The sequence below is a fragment of the Micromonospora sp. NPDC047074 genome, from assembly GCF_040643815.1.
GTDB lineage: Bacteria > Actinomycetota > Actinomycetes > Mycobacteriales > Micromonosporaceae > Micromonospora.
In genome coordinates, this window is the sequence record NZ_JBEYVB010000017.1 from 59,849 (window position 1) to 86,342 (window position 26,494).

Here is a 26,494-nt window from a genome sequence, read left to right on the forward strand (position 1 = left end):
GGCGTACGGATCGCGTACGCCGGGCCGGTCGGCCGTTCGGGGCCGGGGCGGCTTCCGCCGCCCCGGCGCGCTCACCGTCGGGTGATCTTCCCTCCGTCCAGCGGGATGGGCGAGCCGTCCACGGTGGCCAGCACCTGCACGGTGTACTCACCCCTCGGCAGCCGCGCGAGCCGCGTCGCGTACCGCTCCTCGTCGCGGTCCCACTCCATCTGCTGCTCACGGACCACCGCGCCGGCGGCGTCCCGTAGCACCAGTTTCACCCCCGGGTCCACCCGGACCGGTCGTCCGGTGCCGCCGAGGATCTCGACGGAGGCCACCGTGGTCCCGTTGCCGTTCAGGCCGGCGAAGCTGAACCGGCCCGTGTAGCGGACCACGGTGACCTCGGTCGACGGCGCCGACGCCCCCGCGTGGTTGGTCGCCACCGCGGTGAACCGGTTGGCACCGGCGCGCAGCGGCACCTCGACGGTCCAGCGCCCGTCCCGGCCCGGCACCGCGGTGCCCACCGGAACGCCGTCGCGCCGGACGTCGACAGTGGACCGGAACTCGGCCGTACCGGTGAGGGTGACCTTCTCCGCCGACACCCTCGTCGCCGACGCGGCGAGCGCGGGCCGCGCCGGGACCGCCTGCACCGCGTCACCGGCCCAGGTGACCGCGTTGCGCACGAGCCGGCCGGTGTCCTCGGTCCAGCCGTGGCCCGGGCCCATCAGCTCGGTCACCGCGCCGACGCTGACCAGCAGGTGCATGCTGCGGGCGGTGCGGAAGTCGTACGCCACCGCCGCGCCCTTGCCGGCGTCGCCCTCCGCTCCGCTGACCGACAGGTTCGCCAGGTACGTCCCGGAGTAGCTGGCCAGATCGCTCCAGTAGCCGTCCGGGGCCACGATCGCGGCCGGGTCGGTGATGCCGGCGAACACCGGGTGCTTCCGGTCGAAGCCGACCAGGCCCACCGCCCCGTCGCGGTAGCCCTGCCCGCCGACCGTGACCACGCCGTCGCCGTAGCGCTCCAGCAGCCGGATGCCGCCGTTGGCCGCACCCCACGTACCGGTGAAGACCAGGCTCACCCCGGCGGCGTCCGCGGCCGAGACCAACGCGTCGAACTCCTGCTCCGTCGGGTCTCCCCCGTTGACCACGACCACCCGGTACGCCGGCAGTCGGGTCACCGTCGCGGACCAGTCGTTCTCCTCCGCGGCGACACCCTCGCCCCGCAGGAACCCGGTCAGCGCGCCCTTGACGTCGCCGAGCACCGCGACGTCGGTCGGCTTCAGCCGCACCGCCACCGTGGCCACCTGGTCGGCCACCACGGTCGCCTTGACCGTCGCCGTCAGGTGGTGCCTGGCGTCCACGACGAGCTGGTACTCGCCGGGGATCAGGCCGGCGACGGTGTACCGCCCCTCGGCGTCCGAGGTCGCCGCGCCGGCCACCGGGCCGGTCACCGTCAGGCGCGCCCCGGCGATCGCCGCACCGTTGGTGTCGGTGACGGTGCCCGAGATGCTCCCGCGCGGCACGGGGGTCATCGTCACCGGCAGCGTGAGCGTCTCGCCCGTCTTCACCGTCACCGTGCTCTCGTGCGGGGCGAACCCGAGCGCGCTGACCTGGACCGTGTACGTCCCGGCCGGCAGGCCGAGCCGGAACGTGCCGTCCGCGCCGGTCCTGGTGGTGAGATCGGCCTCGACCACGCGGACCTCGGCACCGGCCAGTGGTGCGCCGTCGCCGGTCACGGTGCCGGCGAGGCCACCCTGGCTGGCGTCCAGCGCCCACTTCACCGCGTTCAGGTAGATCCGGACGGCCTCCGGCGTCCACCGGTCGGTCGGCTTGCCGTACGAGCCGGAGGCGAGCCCGGCGAGCAGGATCTCGACGCTGGACGTGGAGGTGAACTTCACGCCCACGCCGCCGCCGAGGGCACCGGTGTCCTCCTCGCCGATGCTGGCGAGGGTCTCCCCGGAGTAGCCGGAGAACCACTGCCACTGCTGCGCGTTGCCCTGCGGGTTGCGCATCAACGCGATCGGCTTCCCCGCCTCGAATCCGGCGAAGATGGGGTGCGACACCGACGGCGTGTAGGTGATGGCCATCCCGTCCTCGGTGAAGCCGTCGGTGATGCCGCTCGGGTCGTTGCGGGCCGTCCGGGCCGCCCGGATGGCTCCGGAGCCCCACTGCCCGGCCATGACGACGGACACCTGGGCTTCGGCGGCGGCCGTCAGGAAGGCGTTCACCTCGGCCGCGGTCGGCGTCGGGGTCTGCCCGTTCAGGATCACCGCCTCGACCTGGCTCAGCTCCGGGATGTGCAGGTGGATGTCGGCCCAGTTCCACTTGCGCACCGTGTAACCCTCGGCGGAGAGCAGCTCGGCGATCTCGCCCTTGGCCGAGTCGCCGGCCACGGCCAGCACCCGGGCGACCGCGAGTTCCGCGTCCACCACGACCCGCTGGTCGGCCGTCACCGTCACCGGTCGCTGCCCGTTGCCGTACCCGTCGGCCCGGATGAGCAGCGAGTGGCTGCCGGCCGGCACGCCGGCGATCCGGTACGTGCCGTCCGCCCCGGTGGTCCCGGACAGCGGGGTGCCCTGGACGGTCACCGTCGCACCGGCGATCGGGGCGCCTCCCACGGCGCGCACGGTGCCCTCGATCGTGCCGCTGGCGGCGACCGGCAGCGTGATGTCCACGGTCGGGGCGTCGCCCGCGGCCACGGTCACCGTGCGTTCGACGGTCTGGTGACCGAAGGCGCTCAGCCGGAGCGTCCAGGTGCCCGGCTGCAACGGCAGCGCGTAGCTGCCGTCACCGGCCGAGACCGGCACGGTCGCACCGGTCTCGACCACCGTGAGGGTGGTCGCGGTCGGTGCGCCCGTCGCGCCGGACACCACCGTGCCGCGCACGGTCGCCGCCAGCGGCGGCGCGTCCAACGCGTACCGCAGGGCGTTGTGGAACAGCACCTCCGTCTGAGGCGTCCAGTTCTTCGCCGGCTGGTCGGCCGTGGCCGGGTAGCCGTAGGTGCTGATGGACATGGTGGAGAGCAGCACGTCCACCGCGCCGGCGGACCGGCCACGGTAGGCGATCGTGCCGCCCCGCTCGCCCTGGGCCCCGGTGACCAGGTTGGCCACCGTCACCCCGGAGAAGCCGGTGAAGTAGGTGTACTCGGCGTTGTCGGCGACCAGCGGCACCGTGGAGCCGACCGGGAACCCGGCCGTGAGGGGGTGGTCGGCGAGCACCTTCGCCTGCGTCGGGCCGTCCAGCCGGTCCTCCGCCCGCACCTGCGGGTCGCCGTCGTACTTGGTCAGGTACTTGATCGCGCCGCGTGCGTACTGGTCCAGCCAGACGACCGGCACGTCGGCGCGGACGACGGCGTCCTCGAACGCGGCCCAGCCGGCGGCGCCGGGGTCGGTCCCCGTGTTCGCCGCCAGGTTGGCCAGGACCAGGTCGTAGTTGCCGACCTTCGAGACGTCGGTCCAGGCCAGGTCCTCGGCCTGGTAGCCCCACTCGGCCAGGTGCGCCTTCGCCCGGTTCTCGAAGTCGCCCAGCACGGCGACCCTGGGCGAGGGCCGCAGCCCGAGGGCGAGCGCGGTGCTCGCGCCCTTGGTCACCTCGACGTCCGCGAAGACCTGCCGCAGGTGGCCGGCCGCCGCGACCCGCACCGAGTACCGGCCGGCCTCCACCTCCGTCAGGCTGAACCGGCCGTCGGGTCCGGTGACCGCGTCACGCGGCGTGCCGTCCAGTTGGACCGTGGCGCCGGCCAGCGGCGCACCGGTCTGCCGGTCGGTGACCGTGCCGGTGACCGTGCCGATCTCCGCCGTGGCGAGGGAGATCTGGACGTCCTCGACCTCTCCGGCGGTCAGCGTCACCTGCCGGGTGTGGGTCTGGTAACCGAACGCCTTCACCTCGAGGGTGTAGGTGCCGGCCGGGTGCGCGAGGGAGATCCGGCCGGTGGAGCTGACCTGGGCGGCCGTGTCGGTCTCCACGATCCGGGCGCGGATCCCGGTCACGCCCTGCCCGCCGACGCCGGTGACCTGGGCGTCGTATCCCGCCAGCTTCGGCGCGGCGGCCCAGCCGACGGCGTTGAGGAACACCCGCTTGCCGTCGACGCTCCAGCCGTTCGACGGGCTGCCGAGGCTGCCGGCCGACAGCCCGGACAGCAGCAGCCGGACGCTGGTCGGCGTACGCGGCTCGTACGAGACGCCACCGCCGAGCACCCCGCTGTCGCTGGTGCCGAAGTCGGCCAGGTTGATACCGGTGTGTCCGGTGTAGTAGCCGGCCCACTCGTCGGCGACCATGATGCGCAGCGGGCTGCCGACGCCCGCGAACACCGGGTGCGTCGCGTCGGTCGGGTACAGCATCGGGTACCCGTCCAAGGACTCGAACGACCGGCCGGTCGGGTTGCCCAGGTGGGTGCGGAGCAGCCCGGCCCCGCTGGTGGCGCTGCTGCTCGCGCCCTCGATGAAGACACCCGACACCCCGGCCGCGTCCAGCTTGCCGAGCGCGGCCAGGAACGCGGCCTTGCCCGGGTTGGTCGGGGTGTTGAACACCACGACGTCGTACCGGTCGAGCTGGTCCAACGCCTCCCAACCGGTGGCGGTGGCCGTCATCTGGTTGGCCTTCAGGAACGTGGTCAACTCGTCGGCGACGACGTCCTTGGCGTCACCGACGACCGCGACCCGGGTCGGGCGGGTCAGTACGACGTCGGTCGTCGTCACCTGACCGTCAACGACCACCGTGCCGCCCACCGTGGCCGGGAGGTAGCCGGTCGCGGTCACCCGCAGCGTGTACGTGCCGCCGGGGACGTCCGAGATGGTGAACCGGCCCTCGTCGTCGCTGGTCGCGGACCGGTCGACGCCGGCCACGGTGACGGTGGCACCGGCGACGGGGGTGCCGCCGCCGCGCACCACGCCGCTGACCGTCCCCGACCCGGAGGTGAGCAGGGTCAGGTCGGTGGTGACGGTGGCGCGCTCCGCCACCCGCACCGTGACCTCGCGGGTGGTGAGGCCGAGCGCCTCGACCCGCAGGGTGTGCTCACCCGCCGGCAGCAGCAGGGAGTACGAGCCGTCCGCCGTGGTGGTGGCCTTGTCCCCGGTCCCGGCCACGGTGACGGTGGCCGAGACCGGCGCCCCGCTCGCGTCGGTGACCCGGCCGGCCGCCGTGCCGAAGGTGGCGCCGAGGGCGTACGAGATGGCGTTGTCGAAGACCGTGTAGGCCGCCGGCAGCCAGCCGTTGCCCGGCCCGGCCCACGGGCTCACGCCGTTGGCCGAGAGCAGCACGTGCACGCTGCCCTGGCTGCGCGGCTCGTAGCCGATGGTGGAGCCGACGACCTCCAGCGTCCCGGCGTGCAGGTCCGCGAGGGAGCGCCCGCCGTAGCCGGAGAACCAGGCGTACTCGCGGTTCTTGTCGAGCAGCGCGGTCTGCTTGCCGACCGGCAGGCCCGTGGTGAGCGGGTGCCCGGCCCGGGCGATGACGCTCACGTCACCCTTGTTGTATCCCGTGCCCACGGTGGCCGGATCGCCGACGTGCTGGGACAGGTGCGCCAGCGAGCCGTAGGCGGCGGACCAGGTGTCCAGGAAGACCACGCTGGTGCCGGCCGCGTCGGCGCTCGCCACGAACCGCTTGAACACGTCCGCGCCCGGGTCGTCGTTGGCCCCGTTCGCCACCACGAGGGCGTAGTCGCCCGCCCGGTCGGCGATCGCCGCCACCGTGGTCGCCTCGACCCGGTAGCCCTTCGCGGTGAGCAGGTTGGTCAGGATGCCCTGGTGGTCGCCCGTGACCGCGATCTGGTAGCGCGGCACGGTGACGTCGGCGACCGTACGCTCGCCGGTGGCGACCGTGACGGACTTCTGGAACGGCGCGTACCCGTTGCGCGTCATCCGCAACTCGTAGGTGCCCGCCGAGACGGTCGGGAACTCGTACCGCCCGGCGTCGTCGGTGACCGTGCTGGGCACCGGGGTGCCGCTGAGCGCGACGGTCACCCCGGCCAGGGGCGCGCCCGCCTCGTCGGTCACGGTGCCGGCCAGCGAGCCGGTGCCGATCGGCTGGAGGGCCGTGTCGACGGTGACGGTACGGCCGGGCCGGACCGCCACGTTCCTGCTGGCCGTGGCGTACCCGTAGGCCGAGACGTCCAGCCGCCAGGTGCCGGCCCGGTGCGCCAGCGTGAACACGCCGGTGGCCGGGTCGGTCTGCGCCGACGCGCCGGTCTGCGCGATCCGGACGGTGGCGGCCAGCTTGGCCCCGTCGGGGCCGGTGACCGTACCCGTGACGGTGCCGGGCGCCTCGAAGAGCGCGAGCTGCCCGTTGCGGGCGGAGACGACCAGCTTGCCGTCGGCGAACGCCGGCGCGGCGAGCACGTTGTCCGCCATCTTCGTTTCCCAGCGCAGTTCCCCGGTGTAGGCGTCCAGCGCCCAGGCCCGGCGGTCCAGCTGCGAGCCGCCGATGACGACGCCGTCGGCGAGCACCATCGCGTTGCTCACCGCCGAGCCCGCCCCGGTGATCCACCGCCGGGCGCCGGTGTTCCGGTCGTACGCGGCGACCGACGACCGGCTGTGCGACCCGGCGATGACCAGGTCGCCGTGGACGTTCGGGGCGCTGCCGGAGGCGTCGCCGTGCCCGTCGGCCTCCCAGCGCACGGCGCCGGTGCCCGCGTCGACGGCGAGCAGGCTGCCCGCTCCCGTGTCGAAGTTGGCGGTGCCCACGTAGAGCACGCCGTCGGCGTACGTCGGCATCGCGGCGAACGAGTCGGCGGTGCGGGTCAGCGCCCACTTCTCCGCGCCGGTGGCGGCGTCCAGCGCCACCAGCCGCCGCGCGTCGTAGCTGCTGGCGAAGACGGTGCCGTTCGCGACCGTCGGGGCGAAGTAGATCTGCGCCCCGATGAACGAGCGCCAGCGCAGCGCGCCGGTGGCGGCGTCCAGGGCGTACACCCAGCCGCCGTTGCCCTCGCCCCAGCCGGTGCCGAAGTAGACGGTGTCGCCGACGACCGTCGGGGTGGTGTAGGTCAGCCGGTCACCGGTCGGGTACGTCCAGACCGGCGCGCCGGTGCCCGCGTCGAGCGCGTAGAACACCTGGTCGTCACCGCCGCCGACGTACACCTTGTCGCCGGCCACCGCGGGGGTGCCGCGCATCGCGGCGCCGCCCTTGAACCGCCACAGCTCGACGCCGTTGCTGACGGCGCGGGAGTGCAACTGGCCGTCCTCGGTGACCAGGAAGATCCGCTCGCCGGCGAGCACCGGGGAGCTGAACACCGACTGCCCGCCCGGGACGTCGACCTGCCACCGGTTGGTCAGGGCCTCGGGAACCAGCGGCTCCGCCGACTGGCCGGTGCGCCGCGGGTTGTTCTGGTACTCGCGCCACTCGGGCGCCGAGTCCACCTTCAGCGGGGTCAACGAGAAGTCGAGCGTGGTGCCACCGGTGACGGCCCGCTCGACCGTCCGCCGGTCGTAGCCGGTGAGCTGCGCCGAGACCGGGTACGTCCCGGCCGCGATCCGCACCGCGTACCGCCCGTCGGCGCCGGTGTGGACGGGCGCGACCGGCGTACCGCCGAACCGGATCTCCGCGTCGGCGAGCGGCGTGCCGTCGGCGGCGCGCACGGTGCCGGAGACGTCGTGCACGGCGGCGGCGGCGAGGGTCACGTCCAGCTTGTGCTGGCCGTCGACGGCCACGGCGACCCGCGACTCCTGCGGCACCGAGCCGTAGTCGGCGACCCGGACGGTCCACGTGCCGGCCTTGACCCGCAGGTCGTAGAAGCCGGTCGCGGAATCGGCGGTGGTGGTGACGCCCAGCTCGGGGATGCTCACGGTGGCGCCGAGCGGGCCCTGCGGGCCGCGGACCGTGCCGCTGACCGTGCCGCTGTAGCGGGCCGCGGTGATGGCCGCGCGGGCGTCGGCGATGCCGGCGCCGTAGTCGTTGTTGGGCAGTTTGCCCATGTGCGGTTCGGTCCGCGCGGTGGAGGTCAGCAGCTCGCGGACGGCGTCCACGGAGAGGCCCGGCTTGGCCGACAGCAGCAGCGCGATGACGCCGGTGACGTGCGGCGTGGCCATGCTGGTGCCGCTGATGGTGTGGTAGCCGTCCGGGTCCAGTGCCAGCGGCCAGGTCGAGTAGATGTCCTGGCCGGGCGCGCTCACCTGCGGCTTGATGTGCTCGACGCCGTCCCAGGTGGCCGATCCGCGGCTGCTGAACGAGGCGATCTGGTCGTTACTGTCGGTGGCGCCGACGGCGAACGACTGCGGGAAGCTCGCGGGCGAGCCGACGGTCGGCGCCCCGGGCCCGTTGTTGCCGGCGGCGAAGTTCGGGAAGATGCCGGCGGCCACCCAGGCGTTGACGTCCTCCCAGTACTCGGTGACGTAGGCGTCGTCCGCGCCCCAGGAGTTGTTCACCACGTCGGGCGCCTTGCTCGGGTCGCCACCGGGGGCGAGCATCCACTCGAACGCGGCGTGGATGCCGGAGGTGCTCGCCCGCCCGGCGTCATTGAAGATCTTGGCCGCGATCCACTCGGCACCCGGGGCCACACCGGTCACGTCGCCCGGCGGGGCGCCGACGATGGTGCCGGCCACGTGCGTGCCGTGCCCACCGCCGTCGCCCGGGGTCGGGTAGTTCTCGCCGGTGGCGACGAACCAGCTGTCGGTGTGGTCGCCGTCGCGACCCCGGTAGCTGCCGGCCAGCGCCGGGTGTCCACCGTCGACGCCGCTGTCCATGATGCCGACGACCACGCCCTTGCCGGTGAAGCCGTAGTCGGCCCACACGTCGGTGGCGCGCACCTTCTCCAGGCCCCAGGTGGGCAGGCGCGGCGCGCCCTTCGTGGTCTCCGGCAGCGTGTACTGCTCGTCCAGCGCGACGCTCTCGACCTCGGGGCTCGCGGCGAGTTGCGCCAGCGCCGACTCCGACACGGTGGCCGAGAAGCCGTTGAACACCCAGTACGGCCGGACCTTTGTCGCGCCGGCGCGGGCGAGCAGGTCACGTACCCCGTTCTGGCTCGCCGCCGCCTTGGCTCGCAGGGCCGTGACGACGGTCCGGCCACGCGACTCCGCCTTGCCGGACGCGGCGGCCGCGCCGCGGGCCTGGTCGGCCACGGTGGACAGGTTGACCTGGTCGCGCAGCCGGATGATGACGCTGACCTTGCCGTTGCCCTCGGCCGCGGCCTCGGTCACCTCCGGGGCGAGCTTCGGGCGCTGCGGCTTCTCGCCGACGAGCGCGGTCGCCGGCCCGGTCCGGGTGCCGATCGCGGCCGTGGCCTGTTGCGCGGCCGGGATGCCGTCCCGCAACGTGACCCGGCCGTCCGTCGCCGCGCCACCGGGCGCCGCGACGGCCATGTCGGGGACGCCGAGCGCGCCCCACACCATCGCCACGATCAGTGCGTGAGCGAATTTCTTACGCAGCGCCACCGCGCGCCCTCCTGCAGGCCAACACATACGCGTCGATATTTGATCTATCGAGCAATCCTGATCCACAGGGCCGGCAGTTGTCTACATCGTCCTTCGCTCGACATGGAAAATGCTTACCGAGAACACGGTGCCGCACCGCAGCGACACGCAGTGCTACCGCGACCGGCCAGGAGGGTGGGGGCCGGCCGGTGCCCGGCCCCCACCCGGGAGGTCACTGCGGGTTCGAGCAGACGGTCCGGGTCCAGGTGGAGTAGGCGGTGCGGGTGCCGTACTGGAAGTCCTCCAGGCAGTTGCCGTACACGAGCATGCCGACCTGCACGGTCCTGGCCGCGTCGGCGTAGTAGGTGATGGTGATGCTCTCGTTGACCCCCGGGTAGGGCAGGGCCTGGGCCGGGCTGGCCACGACCGCCGTGGTGCCGGCCACGGTCAGCAGGGTCGCCACGACGGCGTTCCGCACGAACTTCTTCACTGAGGCGCCTCTCGATCGAGTGGGCTGGATTCGACAGATCATAGTCGGTCATGGATCAGTGGCCCAGAGCCGAAAAGGTCGACCGCCCGACCGTTCCGGAAACACACCAATTACTCGGATCGATTCCGGAACGCTTCGGCACGACCACCACCCACTTGTTGCGGCACCGTAGCGTGAGAACGGACTCCGTCCACGAAAGGACAGGCAGCGGTGCAGGAAACAATCCTCGGCGTTCTCGGATTGGTGCTGGTCGCGGTGTCACTGTGCTTCTCCGCGGTGCAGACGCGGGAGGTGGCGAGACAAAGCCGCATCAACAACGGTATCGGCTCGGCCGCCGCCCTCATGGAGATCAACAATCTCCTCCTGGCCTGGCACGGGCGGCTCCTTGACAATCCGTCGCTCCGCCCGTACTTCTTCGACGGAAAACCTCCACGCCACATGACACGGACCGGTCAGCGGTCCTGACCCTCGCAGAACTGCTTGCGGATGTTCTTGAGTGCGATCTGCAGGTGGCCGCGCTTCTGCCCGGCTTCGACCTCGCCCACTCCTGGCACCGATGGCCGGCACACATGCTGAGGCAGAGCCCGGCCCTCGCGGAGGTGGTGGAACGCCATCCCGACTGGTGGCCCGCTCTCCGCGCCCTGCAACAGGCGGTCCGCGAGCCCGGCGGGGGCCCGGGCACCCACCCGCTCGTCGGCGCCCGCGCCCCGGCCCGCCAGGTGGCGGGCCGGGGTGCACCAGGTCAGGTGCGACGGGACGTACTCACGGTGACTCCCCGTCCGATGTGGCGGGTGCCAGGCTCAGCCGGGGCCAGGTCGCCAGATCGCTGAGCAGTTGGCGATCGTGCGTGGCGATGACGACGGCGGCGGGCGTGGTCAGCAACGCCGCGGTGAGCTCGTCGACCAGCGCCGCCGACAGGTGGTTGGTCGGCTCGTCGAAGATGAGCAGATCGGGCCGGGCAGCCAGCCGCACCGCCAGGTCCAGACGCCGTTGCTGCCCCTGGGACATGCGGTGCACCGGGGTACGCAGCGCCGCACGATCCAGCAGTCCCGTCGCGCCCAACGGCACCAGGTCGCCCTCGCGGACGCCTCCTCCGGCGACCAGGCGGCCGACGTGCTGCTCGTACACCTGTTGCGCGGTGGCGCCGGGCGGCCAGTCGGGCACCTCCTGCGCTACCAGGGCGACGCGGGCGGCCGGCAGGTGGCGGACCTGGCCGCTGGTGGGTCGCAGCCGGCCGGCCAGCAGCGACAGCAGCGTGGACTTGCCCGCACCGTTCGCGCCGGTGACCAGCAGCCGGTCCCCGCCGTCGAGGCTCAGCGTCACCGGACGGGTCAGGCGCCCGGCGACCAGGGCGTCGTACGTACGCACCAGCGCGACGCCGCTGCGGGTGGTCAGCTCGGGCCAGCGCAGCGACGGGGGCGGCTCGGGTGCGGTGATCCGGTGCGCCTCCAGCGCCTCCCGCTCCCGGTTGAGCGCCTGCACCACGCCGGGCGCCTTGGACTGGCGTTGGTGCTTGCCGGTGCCCTTCGGGGGGCGCCAGCCGGTGCTGAGCCGGTCGCGGGCCTCGTCCACCGCCGCGGCGAGCCGGCGGCGCTCGGCCTGTTGGGCCTCGAAGTCCTGCTCCCACCGCCCACGATCGCGGCGGCGCCCCTCCTGCCAGCCGTCGTAGCCACCGGCGTACAGGTGCGCGGTGCCGTCCTGGCTGGGGTCGAGATCCAGGAACTCCCTGGCGACGTCACGCAGCAGGGCGCGGTCGTGGCTGACCACGGCGAGGCCGCCGCCGTGGGCGCGCAGCCGCTCGGTGAGGAACGCCAGGCCCTCGGCGTCCAGGTGGTTGGTGGGCTCGTCGAGCAGCAGGACGTCGTGTGGCGCGCCGAGCAGGCAGGCCAGGCGCACCCGGTAGCGCTGCCCGACCGAGAGGGTGCTCAGCTCGCGCGAGCGGTCGGTGCACGCGCTCAGCGCCTCCAGTGCGATGTCGACCCGGCGTTCCGCGTCCCAGGCGTCCAGGCGGGTGGCCGTCTCCAGCGCGGTGGCGTAGCGGTCCTCCGCGCCGTCCCTGCCCCCGGCGAGGTCGCCGGTCGCCTGGTCCAGCGCGGCAAGCGCCGCGTGCGCGCCGCGCAGCGCCTCGGCGGTGAGCATCCCCACGGTGAGACCCGCACCGGCGGGGAGGGCCTGCTCGGCCAGGCCGACGGTGCCCGCCCGGTGCACCGTGCCGCCGTCGGGGACCACGAGGCCGGCCAGGACGTGCAGCAGGGTCGTCTTGCCCCGGCCGTTCTCGCCGACGACGGCCAGCCGGGAACGCGCCGAGACGGTCACGGACACGTGGCTGAGGACCTGTCGCGCTCCCCGCACGACGCTGACGTCCTCGGCCCGCAGATGCGCGTGCTCGCCGGCGGGGATGGGGGCGTCGGGGGGAGCCGGCCGGGCCGGGCCGGCGGGCCGGTGACGGGACCGGGTCTCAGCTTCGGACGGGTTCGACGAACGGGTGGGAGTGAAGGACACAGGAATGCTCCGCAGCTCGGATTGGAGCCGGGCAGCCAGAGGCAGCCGCCCGGCGGGAAGCCGGAACGGCGGGCGGTGAGATCGGGATCGCTCGGTGCGCCGCCGTCAGCGGCCGGCGCGGGGCCTCATCGACGCGATGCCTGCGAACGACGCGCTGCCTGTGTACATGGCCACGACGCTACCTTCCACCCGTCCGGGGGCCAAGTCGGTTGTCCCGGGAGCCGCCCGAACGGGCGTCGGGCATGGCGACGCGCGCTGGTCGCCCTCGGGCGTACCGACGCGAGGTGCGTCCAGGATCGCGCGGTGCGTACAGTTCCTGGTCGGGACATGGGGTGAGCCGGGTGGACACCGGCACAGGGAACGGGACGAGACAGCGACGCATGACGGCGGACAACACTGCGGAAACCGGCCGGAACGGCATCGACCAGACTTCTCTGGAGACCTGTCTCCGCGTCTTCGAGGCCTTGGAGGAACTGCCGTCCGACCACCCCGACGTGGTGCGGGTGCAGCGGGCCACCGCGAGGCTGTACAAGTCGATCAAGCAGCGGCGGCGTGAGGAGCGGCGGGACGCCTTCGCGGCGGCCGACCGGGCGGTGACGGCGGCCACCGCCACCGGCGCCCCGGGGCGGATCGACGACGAGACCCAGGGCATCCCGCTCGCCTCCCCCACCGAGGGCAGCACGGCCGGCTTCCTGCACAACCCGCGCGGCTGCTACGTCTGCAAGCAGCGCTACCGCGAGGTGGACGCCTTCTACCACCAGCTCTGCCCGCCCTGCGCGAAGCTCAACCGGGAACGCCGGGACGCCCGTACCGACCTGACCGGCCGGCGGGCGCTGCTCACCGGCGGCCGGGCGAAGATCGGCATGTACATCGCGTTGCGGCTGCTGCGCGACGGCGCGCACACCACGGTGACCACGCGCTTCCCGCACGACGCGGTCCGCCGGTTCGCGGCGATGCCGGACAGCGGTGACTGGCTGCACCGCCTGCGCGTCGTCGGGATCGACCTGCGCGACCCCGCCCAGGTGATCGCCCTCGCCGACTCGGTCAGCGAGCAGGGACCGCTCGACATCCTGATCAACAACGCGGCGCAGACCGTCCGGCGCACGCCCGGGGCGTACGCGCAGCTCGTGGCCGCGGAGACCGCGGCCCTGCCGGACGGCCCGCTGCCGGAGCTGGTCACGTTCACCAAACCGGCCGGCCTCGGCGACCCGGCAGGCGCGCTGACCGCCTCGCCGCAGGCGCCGGCGCTCACCCCGCAGGCGCTCACCGCGCTCGCGCTGACCAGCGGCTCCGCCTCGCCGGAACGGATCGCGGCGGCCACCGCCATCGACGCCGGCGGCCTGGTGCCGGACCTCGACCCCGTCAACAGCTGGGTGCAACGGGTGCACGAGGTGGACCCGGTGGAGCTGCTCGAAGTGCAACTGTGCAACGTGACCGCGCCGTTCGTGCTGGTCAGCCGGCTGCGACCGGCGATGGCCGCGGCACCCGCCCGCCGCAAGTACGTGGTCAACGTCTCGGCGATGGAGGGCCAGTTCGGCCGCGGCTACAAGGGGCCGGGGCACCCGCACACCAACATGGCCAAGGCCGCGCTGAACATGCTGACCCGGACCAGCGCCGAGGAGATGCTGACCGACGGCATCCTGATGACCAGCGTCGACACCGGCTGGATCACCGACGAGCGGCCCCACCCGACGAAGATGCGACTGGCGGACGCCGGCTTCCACGCCCCGCTGGACCTGGTCGACGGCGCGGCCCGGGTGTACGACCCGATCGTCCGTGGCGAGCAGGGCGAGGACCTGTACGGCTGCTTCCTCAAGGACTACGCGCCCTGCGCCTGGTGACCGGCGGCCGGCCCGGCCCGCCGGGTGACACTCGGTGCGCACCGGCACACGGTCGGGCCCGGGTCGGCATACGCTCACCGGCATGAGCCGACGCGTCGATCCGGTCCCGCGTCCCCTGTGGCGTGATCGAAACTTCGGCGCGTACTGGGCGGCACAGTCGCTCTCCGCCGCCGGCGACTCGTTCGCCTACCTCGCGGTGCCGCTGCTCGTGCTGCACGCGACCGGGTCGGTCGCCCAGATGGGCCTGCTCACGGCCGTCGCGGGCGCGGCGTCCGTCGGTGCGGGGATCTTCGGTGGTGTCCTGGTCGACCGGTACGACAGGCGGACCCTGATGATCACCGCCGACCTGCTCCGGCTGGTGCTCTACGCCCTCATTCCGCTGGCCTGGCTGGGTGGCCCGCAGATCTGGCTGCTCTTCGTCGTCCTGCCGATCTGCGAGGCGGCCGGCATGGTGTTCCAGGTCGCCGCGGTGACGGCCGTGCGCAACCTCGTCGACCGGCCCAGGATCACCGAGGCCAACGGGCGGCTACAGGCGACGTACGCGGCGGCGGCGGTCGGCGGGCCGCTGCTCGCCGGCGTGGTGTCGGCCCGGTTCGGCCCCACGGCGGCCATCGCCATCAACGCGGCCAGCTTCGCCCTGTCGGCCGCCGGCCTCTGGCTGGTGCGACTCCGGCCGTCCACCGACGACGGTGCCGGCGAGGCGGTGGCGCGGGAGGGCCGGCTGGCCGAGTTCCTGGCCGGTGCGCGGTTCCTCTGGCGTCAGCCCGTGCTCCGCTCGCTGACCATCCTGCTGTCGGTGTTCATCTTCCTGACGTACGGCCTCACCGACGTGCTCGTCTACCACGTCAAACACGACCTCGGCGGCTCCGACCGGACGGTCGGCGCCGTGCTGGGGCTGGCGGCACTGGGCACCATCGCCGGCGCGCTCCTGGTCGCGCCGCTACGCCGGAAACTTGGCTTCGGTGTCACCTGGATCGGCGCGCTCGCGGTGTGTGGTGTCGCCATCGCGGGCATCGGCGTCGTGGGGAACGTGCCCGGTGTCACGGTGCTGACCGCGGTGTACCTGTGCGGCCTCAGCGTGGGCGCGATCTGCTCGATGTCGCTGCGCCAGGAGATCACGCCCGACCACCTGCTCGGGCGGGTCACCTCGGCGTTCTGGAGCACGCACTACTCGCTCGGGCCAGCCGGCGCCGCGGTGCTGACCTGGGTCGCCGGCCGGTACGGCGTCACCTCGGTCACTCTCGTCGCGGGAGCGGGGTGCCTGCTGATCGCGGTCGGCGGGCTGTGCTCGCCGATCCGCCGGGCCGGGTCGGAGCCGGCCGCTCACCAGCCGACAGTCCAGCAGGCCGCGCCCAGCACCGCGTCGTGACCCGGGCGACCCGACCGACCACTGAGGCCGACAACGGTGCCCGCCCGGGGGCGGGCGGGCGCCGGCCCCGGACGGAAACCTTCAGTTCCAGATCAGGCGCCGGAGAGATCTTTCACGAGACATCGAAGTTCACTATATTGACGTCGCCATGTCGATCTCTCCGACTCCTGATGACGAGGTTCATATGCTCGATAACTCGACGCTCCGGCGGCGCACCCTGTTGGCAGCGGTCGCCGGCACCGCGGCCGTGCCGTTCCTCGGCAGCGCCGCACAGGCCGCGTTGCCCAAGGTCTACATCGACCCGGGCCACGGCGGCACCGATCCCGGCGCGGTCGGCAACGGGCTCCAGGAGAAGGCCCTGACGCTCGACATCTCCCTCCAGCTACGCAGCATCCTGCTGGCCAACTGGGCCGTCGACGTCCGGATGTCCCGGACGACCGACATCACCCGCAGCCTGGCCTACCGCACCGACGACGCCAACGCGTGGGGCGCGAACCTGCTCGTGAGCGTGCACATCAACTCCGGCGGCGGCACCGGCTTCGAGAGCTACCGGTACCCGACGGCAGACTCCGCCACCGTCAACCTGCACAACGCGGTGCACTCGCGGGTGATCTCCGGCATGCGGTCGGTCAGCGGGGTCACCGACCGGGGCCTGAAGTCCGCGAACTTCCACATGCTGCGCGAGTCGGCAATGCCCGCGGTGCTGACGGAGAACCTCTTCATCGACTCCGTGGCCGACTCGGCCCTGCTCAAGCGGGCCGACTTCATCACCGCCACCGCCCGGGGGCACGCCCAGGGCATCGCCGCATACCTGGGGCTGAGCACCACCAACCCCCCGCCCACGTTCAGCACCATCGTGGACAACGCCACGGCGGGACGGTTCACGGCGAGCACCAACTGGGGCACCTCCGCGTACTCGGCCCAGCGCTACGGCGCCGACTACCGGTTCGCCAACCCCACGCTCGCCAGCGACGCCGCCTGGTTCAAGGTCGCCATCCCGGCGGCCGGCAACTACCGGGTCGAGGTGCGGCACCCGGCCGACCCCGGCTACAGCAGCTCGGCACCGCACATCGTCGTGACCGCCTCGGGCAACCAGACGGTCAACCTGGACCAGCGGGCCAGCGGCGGCGCCTGGCGCTCGCTCGGCACCTTCGCCCTGGCCGCCGGTGACCGCAACCTGGTCGCGGTGAGCCGGTGGACCAGCGCCACCGGCTACGTGGTGGCCGACGCCGTCCGGGTCACCCGGGTCTAGTCAGCCGCTGACGTCAGGCGGGGTGAGCAGCCGCCGCGGATCGCCTCGGACGACCTCCGGGCCGGGATCGCGCCGCCGCTGCCACCCCGCTTCCGTCAGCCGGCCTTCGGCTGGTCGCGCCGCCGGATGCCGGGTCGGCGTCGCAGTCGACGGGAGCAAGGGCCGGCATGGTCGGCGCGAGGCAGACAGCAGCGACCACCGGACAGCAGCAGGTCGCAGAAGACCGCGCGGCGTACGTACGGCCGGTCTGGACCTCGGCCCACCGGACGGTGGCTGCGGGTCAGCCCTGGCGGCGGTTCCAGGGGCCGGTGACGGCGTACGTGATGCCCGGGTTGTAGACGTTGAAGAACATGGTCCGGCCGTCGGCGGAGAACGTCGCGCCTGCCAGCTCGCCGTACTCCGGGTCCCCGGCGGTGCCGACGTCCACCCGGTTGCGTGCGAAGACGAACACCTCGCCGTCGGCGGTCGTACCAAGGATGTGCTGGTCCCCGATCCCGTCCTCGCACATCATCAGGCCCCCGTACGGCGACATGCAGATGTTGTCCGGGGCGTCGAACTCCGGGTTCTCCGGCGCCGGCGTGGGGCGGGTGAAGATGGTCTCCAGGCGCAACGTGTTGGCGCCTGGGTCATACCGCCAGACCTGGCCGTCGTGGTCACGGGCCGAGCCCAGCTCACGCCGGGCGAACGACGAGACGAAGTAGGCGCAGGCGTCCTTCTGCCCCCACCAGGCGCCCTCGATCTTGTACCCACCGGTGATCGGCTTGCCGTAGTCCTGGGCACGGACCGACTCCGTCGTCGCCAGCGGGTCCGGCACGTCGAGCCACTCGATGCCGGAGAAGGAGGTGCCCGCCTCCGTCACCACCGACAGGTCCGGCAGGTCCGGGACGCGCAGGGCCTGCAGCACGCCGCCTGCCCGCAGGCTCCCGTGACCGCCGAGCGGCCGGTTCGGCAGGAAGCGGTAGAAGCTGCCCAATGGCGCGACGAACGCGTCCTCGGTCTCGTAGACGATGCCGGTGCGCGGGTCGACCGCGACCGCCTCGTGCTGGAACCGGCCCATCGCGGTCAGCGGCGTCGGGTGGGTGTTGCGGGCGTCATCGTACGGGTCGACCTCGAAGATGAACCCGTGGTCCTTCGTGTACCCGCGGGCACCCGCCTTGTCCTCGGTCTCCTCACAGGTCAACCAGGTGTGCCACGGCGTCCGGCCGCCGGAGCAGTTGATGGCCGTGCCGCCCAGGCTGACGTGCTCGGAGACGGGGCGGTTCGACGCGCTGACGACGAGCGTGCTCGTCCCGCCCCCGGCGGCCGGGTCGTACGTGCGTTCCGGCGGAGCCACGACCGTGATCTTCGCGGTCGGAGAGCACTCATGGTTGCGGACCAGGCGGGTGCCGCGCGCCTTGTCCGCGAAGGAGTCCATACCGTCGAACCGGCTCGGCACGATGCCACCGTCCGGCCGGACGGTGCCCTCGCGCGACAGCACCGTGTAGCGAAAGCCCACCGGCAGGTCGAGCATGCCGGCCGGGTCAGGCACGAGCGGACCGTACCCGGCCTCCGGGCCGGACACCCCCAGCGCGGGTGCTGCGGTGAACAGGGCCTCGACCGAACCGGCCACGGCCACGGCGAGACCGGCCCCAGCCGAGCGGGACAGGAACTGGCGGCGAGACAAGGACACGGACAATCCCTTCTGGACGTCAGATCGTTGCGCCCGGCCGATATCGACCCGAATCGCTCGATCCACTACGCCACATCCCGCCCCATCCGTCAAGATGCCGATCGAACCCCGACCGTCCGACCCGGCCTGCGGACAACCCATCGCAATGTGAACCAGGTGGCAGCGGGTTCGCACGAACTGCGCTTATGGGCACACGAAGCGCTTTCGTCAATCCGGCCGCGCCGGCTTTCCCGACGATTACCGTACGTTGAGTGACCACTTCGCGCTTCGCTGTCGTGACGCTCAGTGCCACCCTGCTCGTGCCTGCGGTCGCGGTCGCGCCACCTGCGGCAGCGGCCGCGCCATTCGTGCGGTGCCCCACCGTGAAGTCGCCGGTGCCCCCGCCCGCCATGCCGACGCCGCCACCGGTCGACCCCGCCCAGGCGGCGGTCGGGGGGGCGGCCCTGGCGACGGCGGGTCTGGCCGCTCCCGCCGGCGCGCCTGCGGCACCGGCGGTGACCGCCACGTCGTGGCTCGTGGCGGACCTCGACAGTGGTGCGGTGCTGGGCGGATGCGGCCCCCACGAGCACCGGACGCCGGCCAGCGTGCAGAAACTGCTGTTGGCGGCGGCGCTGATGCCCCGCCTCGACCCGAACCAGATGGTCGAGGTGACCCGGGCTGACCTGCGCGATCTCGATCCGGCCAGTTCGCTGATGGGAGTGGCCGAGGGGAGCCGGTACTCGGTCGGCAGCCTGTGGTTGGGGCTCCTGCTCAAGTCCGGCAACGACGCGGCCAACGTGCTGGCCCGGGTCGGCGGCGGCGCCGCCGGCAGGCAGGGCGGAGTCGACGCGATGAACGCGGAGGCGCGCCGGTTGCGGGCGAACCAGACCCACGCGGCGACGCCCTCCGGCCTGGACGGCCCCGGCCAGTACACCAGCGCGTACGACCTCGCGTTGATCGCGCGATCCGCCTTCGCCCGCAAGGACTTCTGCCAGTACATCGCCACCCGCACGGCGCAGATTCCGGCGCAGCCGGGAAACCCGGCATTCGAGATCAGACACGACCACACGCTGCTGGACCAGTATCCGGGGACGATCGGGGGGAAAACAGGCTTCACCGACCTGGCGCGGCAGACGTACGTCGGCGTGGCCGAACGCCACGGCCGGCGGCTCGCGGTGACCCTGCTCGGAGCGGAGACCGCGCCGCTGGGCAGCCTGGGAGAGGCGACGGCCCTGCTCGACTGGGGCTTCGCGCTCCCCGCCGGCGCGTCCGTCGGCCGCCTGGTCGGCCCCGAGGAGAAGAAGTACGACCGCCCGGTGGCCGCCGTCAAGAGCGAGCACGCCGAGGCGACCGGAAAGTCGTCGCCGTTGTCCTCGTCCACCTGGCTGGCTCTCGGCGCCGTCCTGGTGCTGGCCGCCCTGATCCTGGTGGCGCCGTGGCGGCGCGGGCTCGCCCGCCGAGGAGCCGGCCCGCGGTAGGGCGGGTGGCGCGCGGGCCCGGCACGGTGGGCACGACGGCACGCATGGTGGCATGTGAGGATGCCGGCCATGCGTGCCGTGATCTTCGACGAGTTCGGTGCCCGACCCGAGGTCCGCGACGTCCCGGAGCCGGTGCCGCCGCCCGGCGGCGCGGTCGTCCGCGTCGAGGCGACGGGGTTGTGCCGCAGCGACTGGCACGGTTGGCAGGGCCACGATCCCGGCATCCGGCTGCCACACGTGCCCGGCCACGAGTACGCGGGGGTCGTCGTGGCGGTCGGTCCGGGCGTCCACCGCTGGCGGCCCGGCGACCGCGTCACCGCGCCCTTCGTGTGCGCGTGCGGGCAGTGCCCGGCCTGCCTGGCGGGCGACCAGCAGGTCTGCGAGCGGCAGACACAGCCGGGGTTCACCCACTGGGGCTCCTTCGCCGAACAGGTGGCGGTGCGCGACGCGGACGTCAACCTGGTCCGGCTCCCCGACGAGCTGGACTACCCGGCCGCGGCGGCGCTCGGCTGCCGGTTCGCCACCGCGTTCCGGGCCGTGGTCAGCCAGGGCAGGGTCGCCGCGGGCGAGTGGGTGGCGGTGCACGGCTGCGGCGGGGTGGGGCTCTCCGCGGTGATGATCGCGGCGGCGTGCGGCGCCCGGGTGGTGGCGGTCGACGTGGCTCCCGGCGCCCTGGAGCTGGCCAGGCGCTGCGGCGCCACGGTCTGCCTGGACGGCAGTGCCCTCGGCCCCGACGCGGTGTCCGCGGCCGTCCGGGAGGCCGCCGGCGGCGGGGCGCACCTGTCGCTCGACGCGCTGGGCAGTCACGCCACGTGCCGCGCGTCGATCGAGGGTCTGCGGCGGCGCGGGCGGCACGTGCAGGTCGGGCTCCTGCCCGCCGCCGAGGGCCACCCGGCTCTCCCGATGGACCTCGTGATCGCGTACGAGCTGGAGCTGCGCGGCAGTCACGGCATGCCCGCACACGCCTACCCGGAGCTGCTCCGGCTGGTCACCGCCGGGGTGCTGCGCCCCGCCGAGCTGGTCACCAGCACCATCGGCCTCGCCGAGGTGCCCGCCGCGTTGGCCGCGATGGCCGGGCCCGCTCCCGGCGGCATGCGACTCATCCGGCCCCACTGAGGGGCCGCGCCGTTGCGGATCGCGGATGTGGTCCAGAGGTTCAAGTCCTCTGGTAGCCACCCGTCAGTGGCAAGGCGGGTCATCACGGGCCCGCCTCGTCCCTTGTGACCGTGACGGCGTCCAGCCCCCGCCGCAGGAGCGCCCGTTCGGGTTCGGTGCCGGCCAGGGCGAGCGCCGCGCGGTACGCCTCGGCCGCCTCGGCGGGCCGGTCGAGCCGACGCAGCAGGTCGGCCCGGGCCGCCGGATACGGATGGTGGGCCCGCAACAGTGGTTCGTCGGCCAGCTCGTCGAGCAGCGCCAGGCCCGCCTCCGGGCCGTCGCGCATCGCCACGGCGGCGGCCCGGTTCAGGGCGACGACCGGGGACGGGGCGAGCGCGTGCAGCACGTCGTAGAGGGCCACGATCTGCGGCCAGTCGGTGCCGGCGAGGTCCGGGGCCGACACGTGCAGGGCGGCGATCGCGGCCTGCACGCCGTACGGGCCGGGCGGGCCGCCGGTCAGGGCGACGGGCACCAGGTCCCGCCCCTCCCCGATCATCGGGTGGTCCCAGCGGGCGCGGTCCTGTTCGTCGAGCAGCACCAGCTCGCCGTCGGGGCCGGTGCGGGCGTCGCGCCGGGCGTGCACCAGCAGCATCAGCGCGAGCAGCCCGGTGACCTCCCGCTCGGCGGGCAGCAGCCGGTGCAGGAGCCGGGCCAGCCGGATGGCCTCCTCGGCGAGGTCGAGCCGTTGCAGGCGCGGGCCGGCGCTGGCCGCGTAGCCCTCGGTGAAGATCGAGTAGGTCACCTGGAGCACGCCCGGCAGCCGCTCCGGCAGCTCCGCCGCGCCAGGCACCCGGAACGGGATCCGGGCCTCGCGGATCTTCCGCTTCGCCCGGGTGATCCGCTTGGCCATCGTCGCCGCCGGGACCAGGTAGGCCCGCGCCACCTCGGGCGTGGTCAGCCCGGCCAGGTAGCGCAGGGTCAGCGCCCCGCGGTCCTCGGCCGCGAGCGCCGGATGCGCGCAGGTGAAGAACAGTCGCAGCCGCTCGTCGGGCAGGTCCCCGCCCGCCTCGGGGGCGGGGACCGGGGCGAGGTCCGGCCGGTCCGCCTCGGCTTGGAGGATGGCCAGCCGCGCGGCGAGGGCCTGGTCGCGACGCAGCCGGTCGACCGCCCTGCGGCGGGCCGTGGTCATCAGCCAGGCTCCCGGGTTGGCCGGAACGCCGTCGACCGGCCAGCGGGCCAGCGCCGCCTCGACGGCCTCGGAGGTGACCTCCTCGGCCAGGTCGAGATCGCCGAAGCGGCGGACGAGGGCCGCCAGCAGCCGGCCGCGTTCCTCGCGGAACACGGACTCCACGACTGCCGACGGCGCCTGGTCCGGCCCTCCGGCCCCGGCGGGCGGTTCGCCCACCGGGGTCAGCCCCCGAACTCGGCGACCGGCCGGACCACCACCGAACCGCCCGCGCGGGCGCCGGGACAGCGCGCCGCCCAGTCGAGCGCCGCGTCGAGATCCGGTACGTCGATCACGTAGAAGCCGCCGAGGATCTCGCGGGTCTCCGCGAACGGCCCGTCCGTCACGGTCCGCCGGCCGTCCCGGTCGACCCGTACCGTCGTGGCGGTGACCAGGTCCGCCAGCGACTCCCCGGAGACCAGGATGCCCGCCTCCCGCACCTGCTTGTCGTAGGCCATCCAGTCCGCGACCTCGCACCCGGCGGCCCCGCCGTCCGCGTCGACCGCTCCCGCGTTGATGAGCAGCATGTACTTCACGATCCGTCTCCCTCTGTCGCCCTGTCGTACGGCAGGACCGCCGTACGCCCTCACGACGAACGGGGGACCGCCGGATGGACAGGCCCTCCGAAGATATTCCTCCGACCCGGGAAAGTTTGTCCGGGTTGGTGACGGAGAAGACCCGGCGGACCTCCTCCCGATCCGGGTAGAAGTCGAGCACGATGACCGCGAACGGGACGCCGTGCGCGAACAGGATCGCCGCTGGGTCGCCGTTGACCGGCCGGTAGCGGACGAGCACGCGGGCCGCGACACCGGCGGCCACCGCGACGAGCAGTCGACCCGGCCTCGTCGAGCAACGACGTGGTGCGCAACGTCCACAAGCGTGAGCAGTTCGAGCAGATCTGGCTGCGGACCAAGCGGATCATCGCCAGCGGCGGGGTGTCCGGCGGCTCCGGCGGCGTCGTCTACCTGATCAAGCCCACGTTGAAGCCGTGGCCGAAGGTGGCCGGCTCCACCAACTGGTGATCGGTTGACGCAGGCCCGGCACGGTCGTCGTCGACCGTGCCGGGCCTCTCGTCGTGCCCCTTGGCCACCCACAGGCGGCACCACGGCATGATCGTCGACAGTTCAGCAACAGCCGTCCCGGCGTGTCGAATTGCTCAGCCGTCACCGTTCCAGTAAACGGGTGCCACCCTGTTGCTCGTCACCTCCGGGCTCGTCCTCGCCGGCGAGGGCGGAGCGGAGGCGTTCCTTCTCGTCGCGCCGGCGCTCGGCGGCTGCGCGTCGGGTGGGTTCCCTCCCGCGGCCGCCGGCTACAGCGCGCCACCCCAGTTGTCGGTGGACAGCTGGCCGTTGGCGTCGTTGACGAAGCGGTGTTCGAGGGTGCCGTTGGTGGTCCGGTAGAACACGTGGTGCTGGCCGGGCAACGACAGGCCCGCCGGGTCGTCGGTGACCCTGCCGACCGCGCCCCAGTTGTCCGTGCCCGGGTCGATACCCGGCCACCAGTACCAGTGCACGAGGTCACCCGAGGCCGTCCGGGCGAAGATGTGCTGCTGGTCGCGGTGCACGAAGGCGTGCGGGTTCCCCACCACCGGGCCGCCGGCCCAGACCCCGCCGCCGAGCGTCCCGCTCGGATCGTCGAAAAACCGGTGCTGGAGCCGGCCGTCGGTGTTGCGGAAGAACACGTGGTGCTGGTTGCCACCGTAGGAGAAGCCCGTCGGGTCCGAGGCCACGCCCGCGGTGATCCCCCAGTTGTCGGAGCCCGGGTCGATCCCCGGCCACCAGTACCAGTGGATCAACCCACCCGAGGCCGTCCGGGCGAAGATGTGCTGCTGGTCGCGGTGCACGAACGCGAACGGATTCCCCACGAACCCGCCGCCCGGCCACACCCCGCCGGCGATCTGACGGGTGGTCAGGTCGTAGAAGCGGTGCTCCAGGTTCCCCTCGGCGTTGCGGAAGAACACGTGCTGCTGGTTGCCGTACGCGAAGCCGGTGGGATCGGAGGCCACCCGCCCGACGGTGTTCCAGTTGTCCAGGCCCGGCGCGCCCATCCCCGGCCCCCACCACCAGTGCCGCAGGGCGTTGTCCGTGCCCCGCGCGAAGACGTGCTGCTGGCCCGCGTGCGCGTACCCGACCGCCTTGCCCGTCAACGGGCCGCCTCCCCAGTCCGCGCGCACCAGCCCGGTGCCCGCCGACCAGGACAGGTTCGCCAGCGTCCCCGCCGCGCCGACCGCCACGTAGTGCTGCCCGCTGCCGAAGCCGAACGCGCGGCCCGCGACGCCACCCGCGCCGAGCCGGGCCGCGACGTCGGCCCGCATGAGGTCGAGGTCGATGAAGGACGGGTCGATCTTGCCGCCGGTGCTGGTCTCGCGGTGGCCGCGCGCGTAGCTGGCGTCGCGGCCGAGCTGCCGCAGGACGGCCGCGGTCGCGGTCAGCGACGCCTCGTACTGCGCGGGGGTCATCCGCTGGTTGACCCCGTCGTAGTCGATCTCCCAGCCGACCAGCATCGTGTTGCCGTCGCCGGCGGGGACGGGGCCGCTGCCCCGGCTGGCGCCGGCGTGGTTGGCGCGGCCGGCGGAGATCACGTGGAAGACGCCGTGGTAGTCGACCACCGCGTGGCAGAGCGGGCCCTGCAGGTCGGAGCGGCCGTAGATGCAGGTGTTGAGCGCGGGGTGCGGGTTGCTGGCGCTCGACCTGGCGGCGGTGTGGTGCCACAGCACGCCGATCGGGTTGAACGAGCCGGCGACCATGCGGTTGCGCCAGTCGCCGTGCTCGACGACCCGGACGCCCGCGGCACGCAGGACGTCCGCGAGCCAGGGGATGGTGGCCATCAGGAGGACTCCTCGGTCAGGTGGGCCGACTGCCGCGAGTCTGCGGAGACAGCACGAACCATGTCAATGGAATGACGAAAGTTTCCGGCAGAGTGATACGACACCCCTGAAGACATCCTTCGCACCCGGCGTCCGCGCGACGGTCCTTGACGACGCCGGCCGGCTGGTCGTAGGTTCCAGCACTACATCGACGCAAGCCACTCGATGCGACCACGCCCGGCCCGGCTCCCCACGTCCGTGACCTCCGGGAACCCCATCGCGAGGAGGACGGCCATGCCCATCACCCGCCGCTCACTGCTCGGCACGGTCGCCGCGGCCGGCGTGGCCGCGACCGTCGCGCCGGCCCTGGCCCCCGGCGCGGCGCAGGCCGCCACCTGGAAGAAGCGCCTCACCGGCGCCGACCTGGACACCAACCACCGCTGGCGGGTCGCCGGCACCGACCTCGGCATCCCGTACGTGTTGGAGAACGGCTCCATCGGCTACCTGTTCGGCGACACCTTCGACACGCCGTGGCCGGAGGGCCCGCCGCTGCCCAACGACTGGCGCTCACCGGTGATGCTGCGCTCCAACGTCCATCCCGGCGCCGCCGGTGGGGTCGTCTTCGACAGCGCCGCCCGCGTCGCCGGCAACGGCCGGGCCCCGGAGCTGATGCACAACGGCCACCACGGGATCGGCATCGACGGCCTCTGGGAGGTGACCGTCATCCCCAACGACGGCATCAGCTTCCCCGAGACCGGCCGCCAGCTCGTGTCGTACATGAGCATCGAGAACTGGCACTCCGCCGGCCCGGCCGGGCCGCACTGGCGGTCGCGCTACGCCGGCCTGGCCTACAGCGACAACGGCAACGACTTCATCCGTACGCCGCTGAAGTGGTGGAACAACGGCGCCAACACCGACCCGTTCCAGATGTGGACGATGCAGCGCGACGGGGACTGGGTGTACGTCTTCTCGGTGCGTTCCGGCCGCCAGGACGGCCCGATGATGCTGCGCCGGGTCCGCTGGGACCGCCTGTTCGCGCCCGAGGCGTACGAGGGCTGGGGTTGGAACGGCAGCAACTGGGGCTGGGGCCGCCCGTGCACGCCCATCCTGACCGGCCGCTTCGGCGAGCCGTCGGTGCGGCGGCTCGCCGACGGCACCTGGGTGATGTCGTACCTCAACTGCGCCACCGGGTGCATCGTCACCCGCACTGCCGACGGCCCGGACCGGGTCTGGACGCCCGAGAAGATCCAGGTCACGTCCTGGCAGGAGCCCGGGCTCTACGGCGGGTTCATCCACCCGTGGTCCAGCCGGCGGGCGGGCGACCTGCACCTCATGGTCTCGAAGTGGACCAGGACGCCCGACGGCCGCAGCACCGCCTACCACGTGAGCCAGTTCGCCGGCTCGGCGTGACGCGGCAACCGCCACCACCCGACTGATCCGGGCACGCACCCGAGCGGCGCCGGAAGGA

15 protein-coding genes are annotated in these 26,494 nt (G+C 73.2%); 8 read left to right on the top strand and 7 right to left on the bottom strand.

Annotated elements, in window-relative coordinates; translation table 11 throughout:
* Positions 1-71: 71 nt before the first annotated feature.
* Together ABZ809_RS20900 and ABZ809_RS20905 are read right to left on the bottom strand one after the other, a co-directional pair.
* Positions 72-9,341, bottom strand: a complete 9,270-nt coding sequence (locus ABZ809_RS20900; protein ID WP_357564225.1) for a carboxypeptidase regulatory-like domain-containing protein — start codon at positions 9,339-9,341, stop codon at positions 72-74.
* A gap of 211 nt (positions 9,342-9,552) precedes the next feature.
* Entirely contained in the window at positions 9,553-9,810 is a 258-nt protein-coding gene (locus ABZ809_RS20905) for a hypothetical protein (protein ID WP_357564226.1), read from the bottom strand.
* Between the two features lie 210 nt (positions 9,811-10,020).
* On the opposite strand from ABZ809_RS20905, the gene ABZ809_RS20910 reads away from it, so the two are divergent.
* Positions 10,021-10,275, top strand: a complete 255-nt coding sequence (locus ABZ809_RS20910; RefSeq protein ID WP_357564227.1) for a hypothetical protein — start codon at positions 10,021-10,023, stop codon at positions 10,273-10,275.
* A 297-nt stretch (positions 10,276-10,572) separates the two neighbouring features.
* Here the strand turns inward: ABZ809_RS20910 and ABZ809_RS20915 are convergent, their stop codons facing one another.
* Positions 10,573-12,126 carry an ABC-F family ATP-binding cassette domain-containing protein gene (locus tag ABZ809_RS20915; protein WP_357564228.1) on the bottom strand — a complete coding sequence of 518 codons (1,554 nt, stop codon included), beginning with the start codon at positions 12,124-12,126 and terminating at the stop codon, positions 10,573-10,575.
* Positions 12,127-12,692: 566 nt separating this feature from the next.
* Between ABZ809_RS20915 and ABZ809_RS20920 the strand changes: the two genes are divergently transcribed.
* From ABZ809_RS20920 to ABZ809_RS20930, 3 genes are all read left to right on the top strand, one after another.
* Positions 12,693-14,153: an SDR family NAD(P)-dependent oxidoreductase gene (locus ABZ809_RS20920; protein WP_357564229.1), complete on the top strand. Its 1,461-nt coding sequence runs from the start codon at positions 12,693-12,695 to the stop codon at positions 14,151-14,153.
* An 82-nt stretch (positions 14,154-14,235) separates the two neighbouring features.
* Entirely contained in the window at positions 14,236-15,522 is a 1,287-nt protein-coding gene (locus tag ABZ809_RS20925; RefSeq protein ID WP_357564230.1) for an MFS transporter, read from the top strand.
* Between the two features lie 184 nt (positions 15,523-15,706).
* Positions 15,707-16,774: an N-acetylmuramoyl-L-alanine amidase gene (locus ABZ809_RS20930; RefSeq protein WP_357564231.1), complete on the top strand. Its 1,068-nt coding sequence runs from the start codon at positions 15,707-15,709 to the stop codon at positions 16,772-16,774.
* A gap of 280 nt (positions 16,775-17,054) precedes the next feature.
* Here ABZ809_RS20930 and ABZ809_RS20935 read toward each other — a convergent pair whose 3' ends face one another.
* Complete coding sequence (locus tag ABZ809_RS20935) at positions 17,055-18,443, bottom strand: alkaline phosphatase PhoX (RefSeq protein ID WP_357564232.1); 1,389 nt, start codon at positions 18,441-18,443, stop codon at positions 17,055-17,057.
* A 251-nt stretch (positions 18,444-18,694) separates the two neighbouring features.
* On the opposite strand from ABZ809_RS20935, the gene ABZ809_RS20940 reads away from it, so the two are divergent.
* The gene (locus ABZ809_RS20940; RefSeq protein WP_357564233.1) at positions 18,695-19,900 is read left to right on the top strand and encodes a serine hydrolase; all 1,206 of its coding nucleotides are present in this window, start codon (positions 18,695-18,697) and stop codon (positions 19,898-19,900) included.
* Between the two features lie 69 nt (positions 19,901-19,969).
* A complete protein-coding gene (locus tag ABZ809_RS20945; RefSeq protein ID WP_357564234.1) occupies positions 19,970-21,016 on the top strand; it encodes a zinc-dependent alcohol dehydrogenase family protein in 1,047 nt (348 codons plus the stop codon).
* A gap of 82 nt (positions 21,017-21,098) precedes the next feature.
* Here ABZ809_RS20945 and ABZ809_RS20950 read toward each other — a convergent pair whose 3' ends face one another.
* Together ABZ809_RS20950 and ABZ809_RS20955 are read right to left on the bottom strand one after the other, a co-directional pair.
* Positions 21,099-22,346, bottom strand: coding sequence for a sigma-70 family RNA polymerase sigma factor (locus ABZ809_RS20950; protein WP_357564235.1), 1,248 nt, complete (start codon positions 22,344-22,346; stop codon positions 21,099-21,101).
* A gap of 59 nt (positions 22,347-22,405) precedes the next feature.
* Positions 22,406-22,747: a YciI family protein gene (locus ABZ809_RS20955; protein ID WP_357564283.1), complete on the bottom strand. Its 342-nt coding sequence runs from the start codon at positions 22,745-22,747 to the stop codon at positions 22,406-22,408.
* Between the two features lie 333 nt (positions 22,748-23,080).
* Between ABZ809_RS20955 and ABZ809_RS20960 the strand changes: the two genes are divergently transcribed.
* Positions 23,081-23,242, top strand: a complete 162-nt coding sequence (locus ABZ809_RS20960) for a hypothetical protein (RefSeq protein ID WP_357564236.1) — start codon at positions 23,081-23,083, stop codon at positions 23,240-23,242.
* 287 nt (positions 23,243-23,529) lie between these two features.
* Here ABZ809_RS20960 and ABZ809_RS20965 read toward each other — a convergent pair whose 3' ends face one another.
* A complete protein-coding gene (locus ABZ809_RS20965; protein ID WP_357564237.1) occupies positions 23,530-25,047 on the bottom strand; it encodes an N-acetylmuramoyl-L-alanine amidase in 1,518 nt (505 codons plus the stop codon).
* Between the two features lie 273 nt (positions 25,048-25,320).
* Here ABZ809_RS20965 and ABZ809_RS20970 point away from each other — a divergent pair, with 273 nt between their 5' ends.
* Positions 25,321-26,436: a DUF4185 domain-containing protein gene (locus ABZ809_RS20970; protein WP_357564238.1), complete on the top strand. Its 1,116-nt coding sequence runs from the start codon at positions 25,321-25,323 to the stop codon at positions 26,434-26,436.
* The last annotated feature ends 58 nt before the right edge of the window (positions 26,437-26,494 follow it).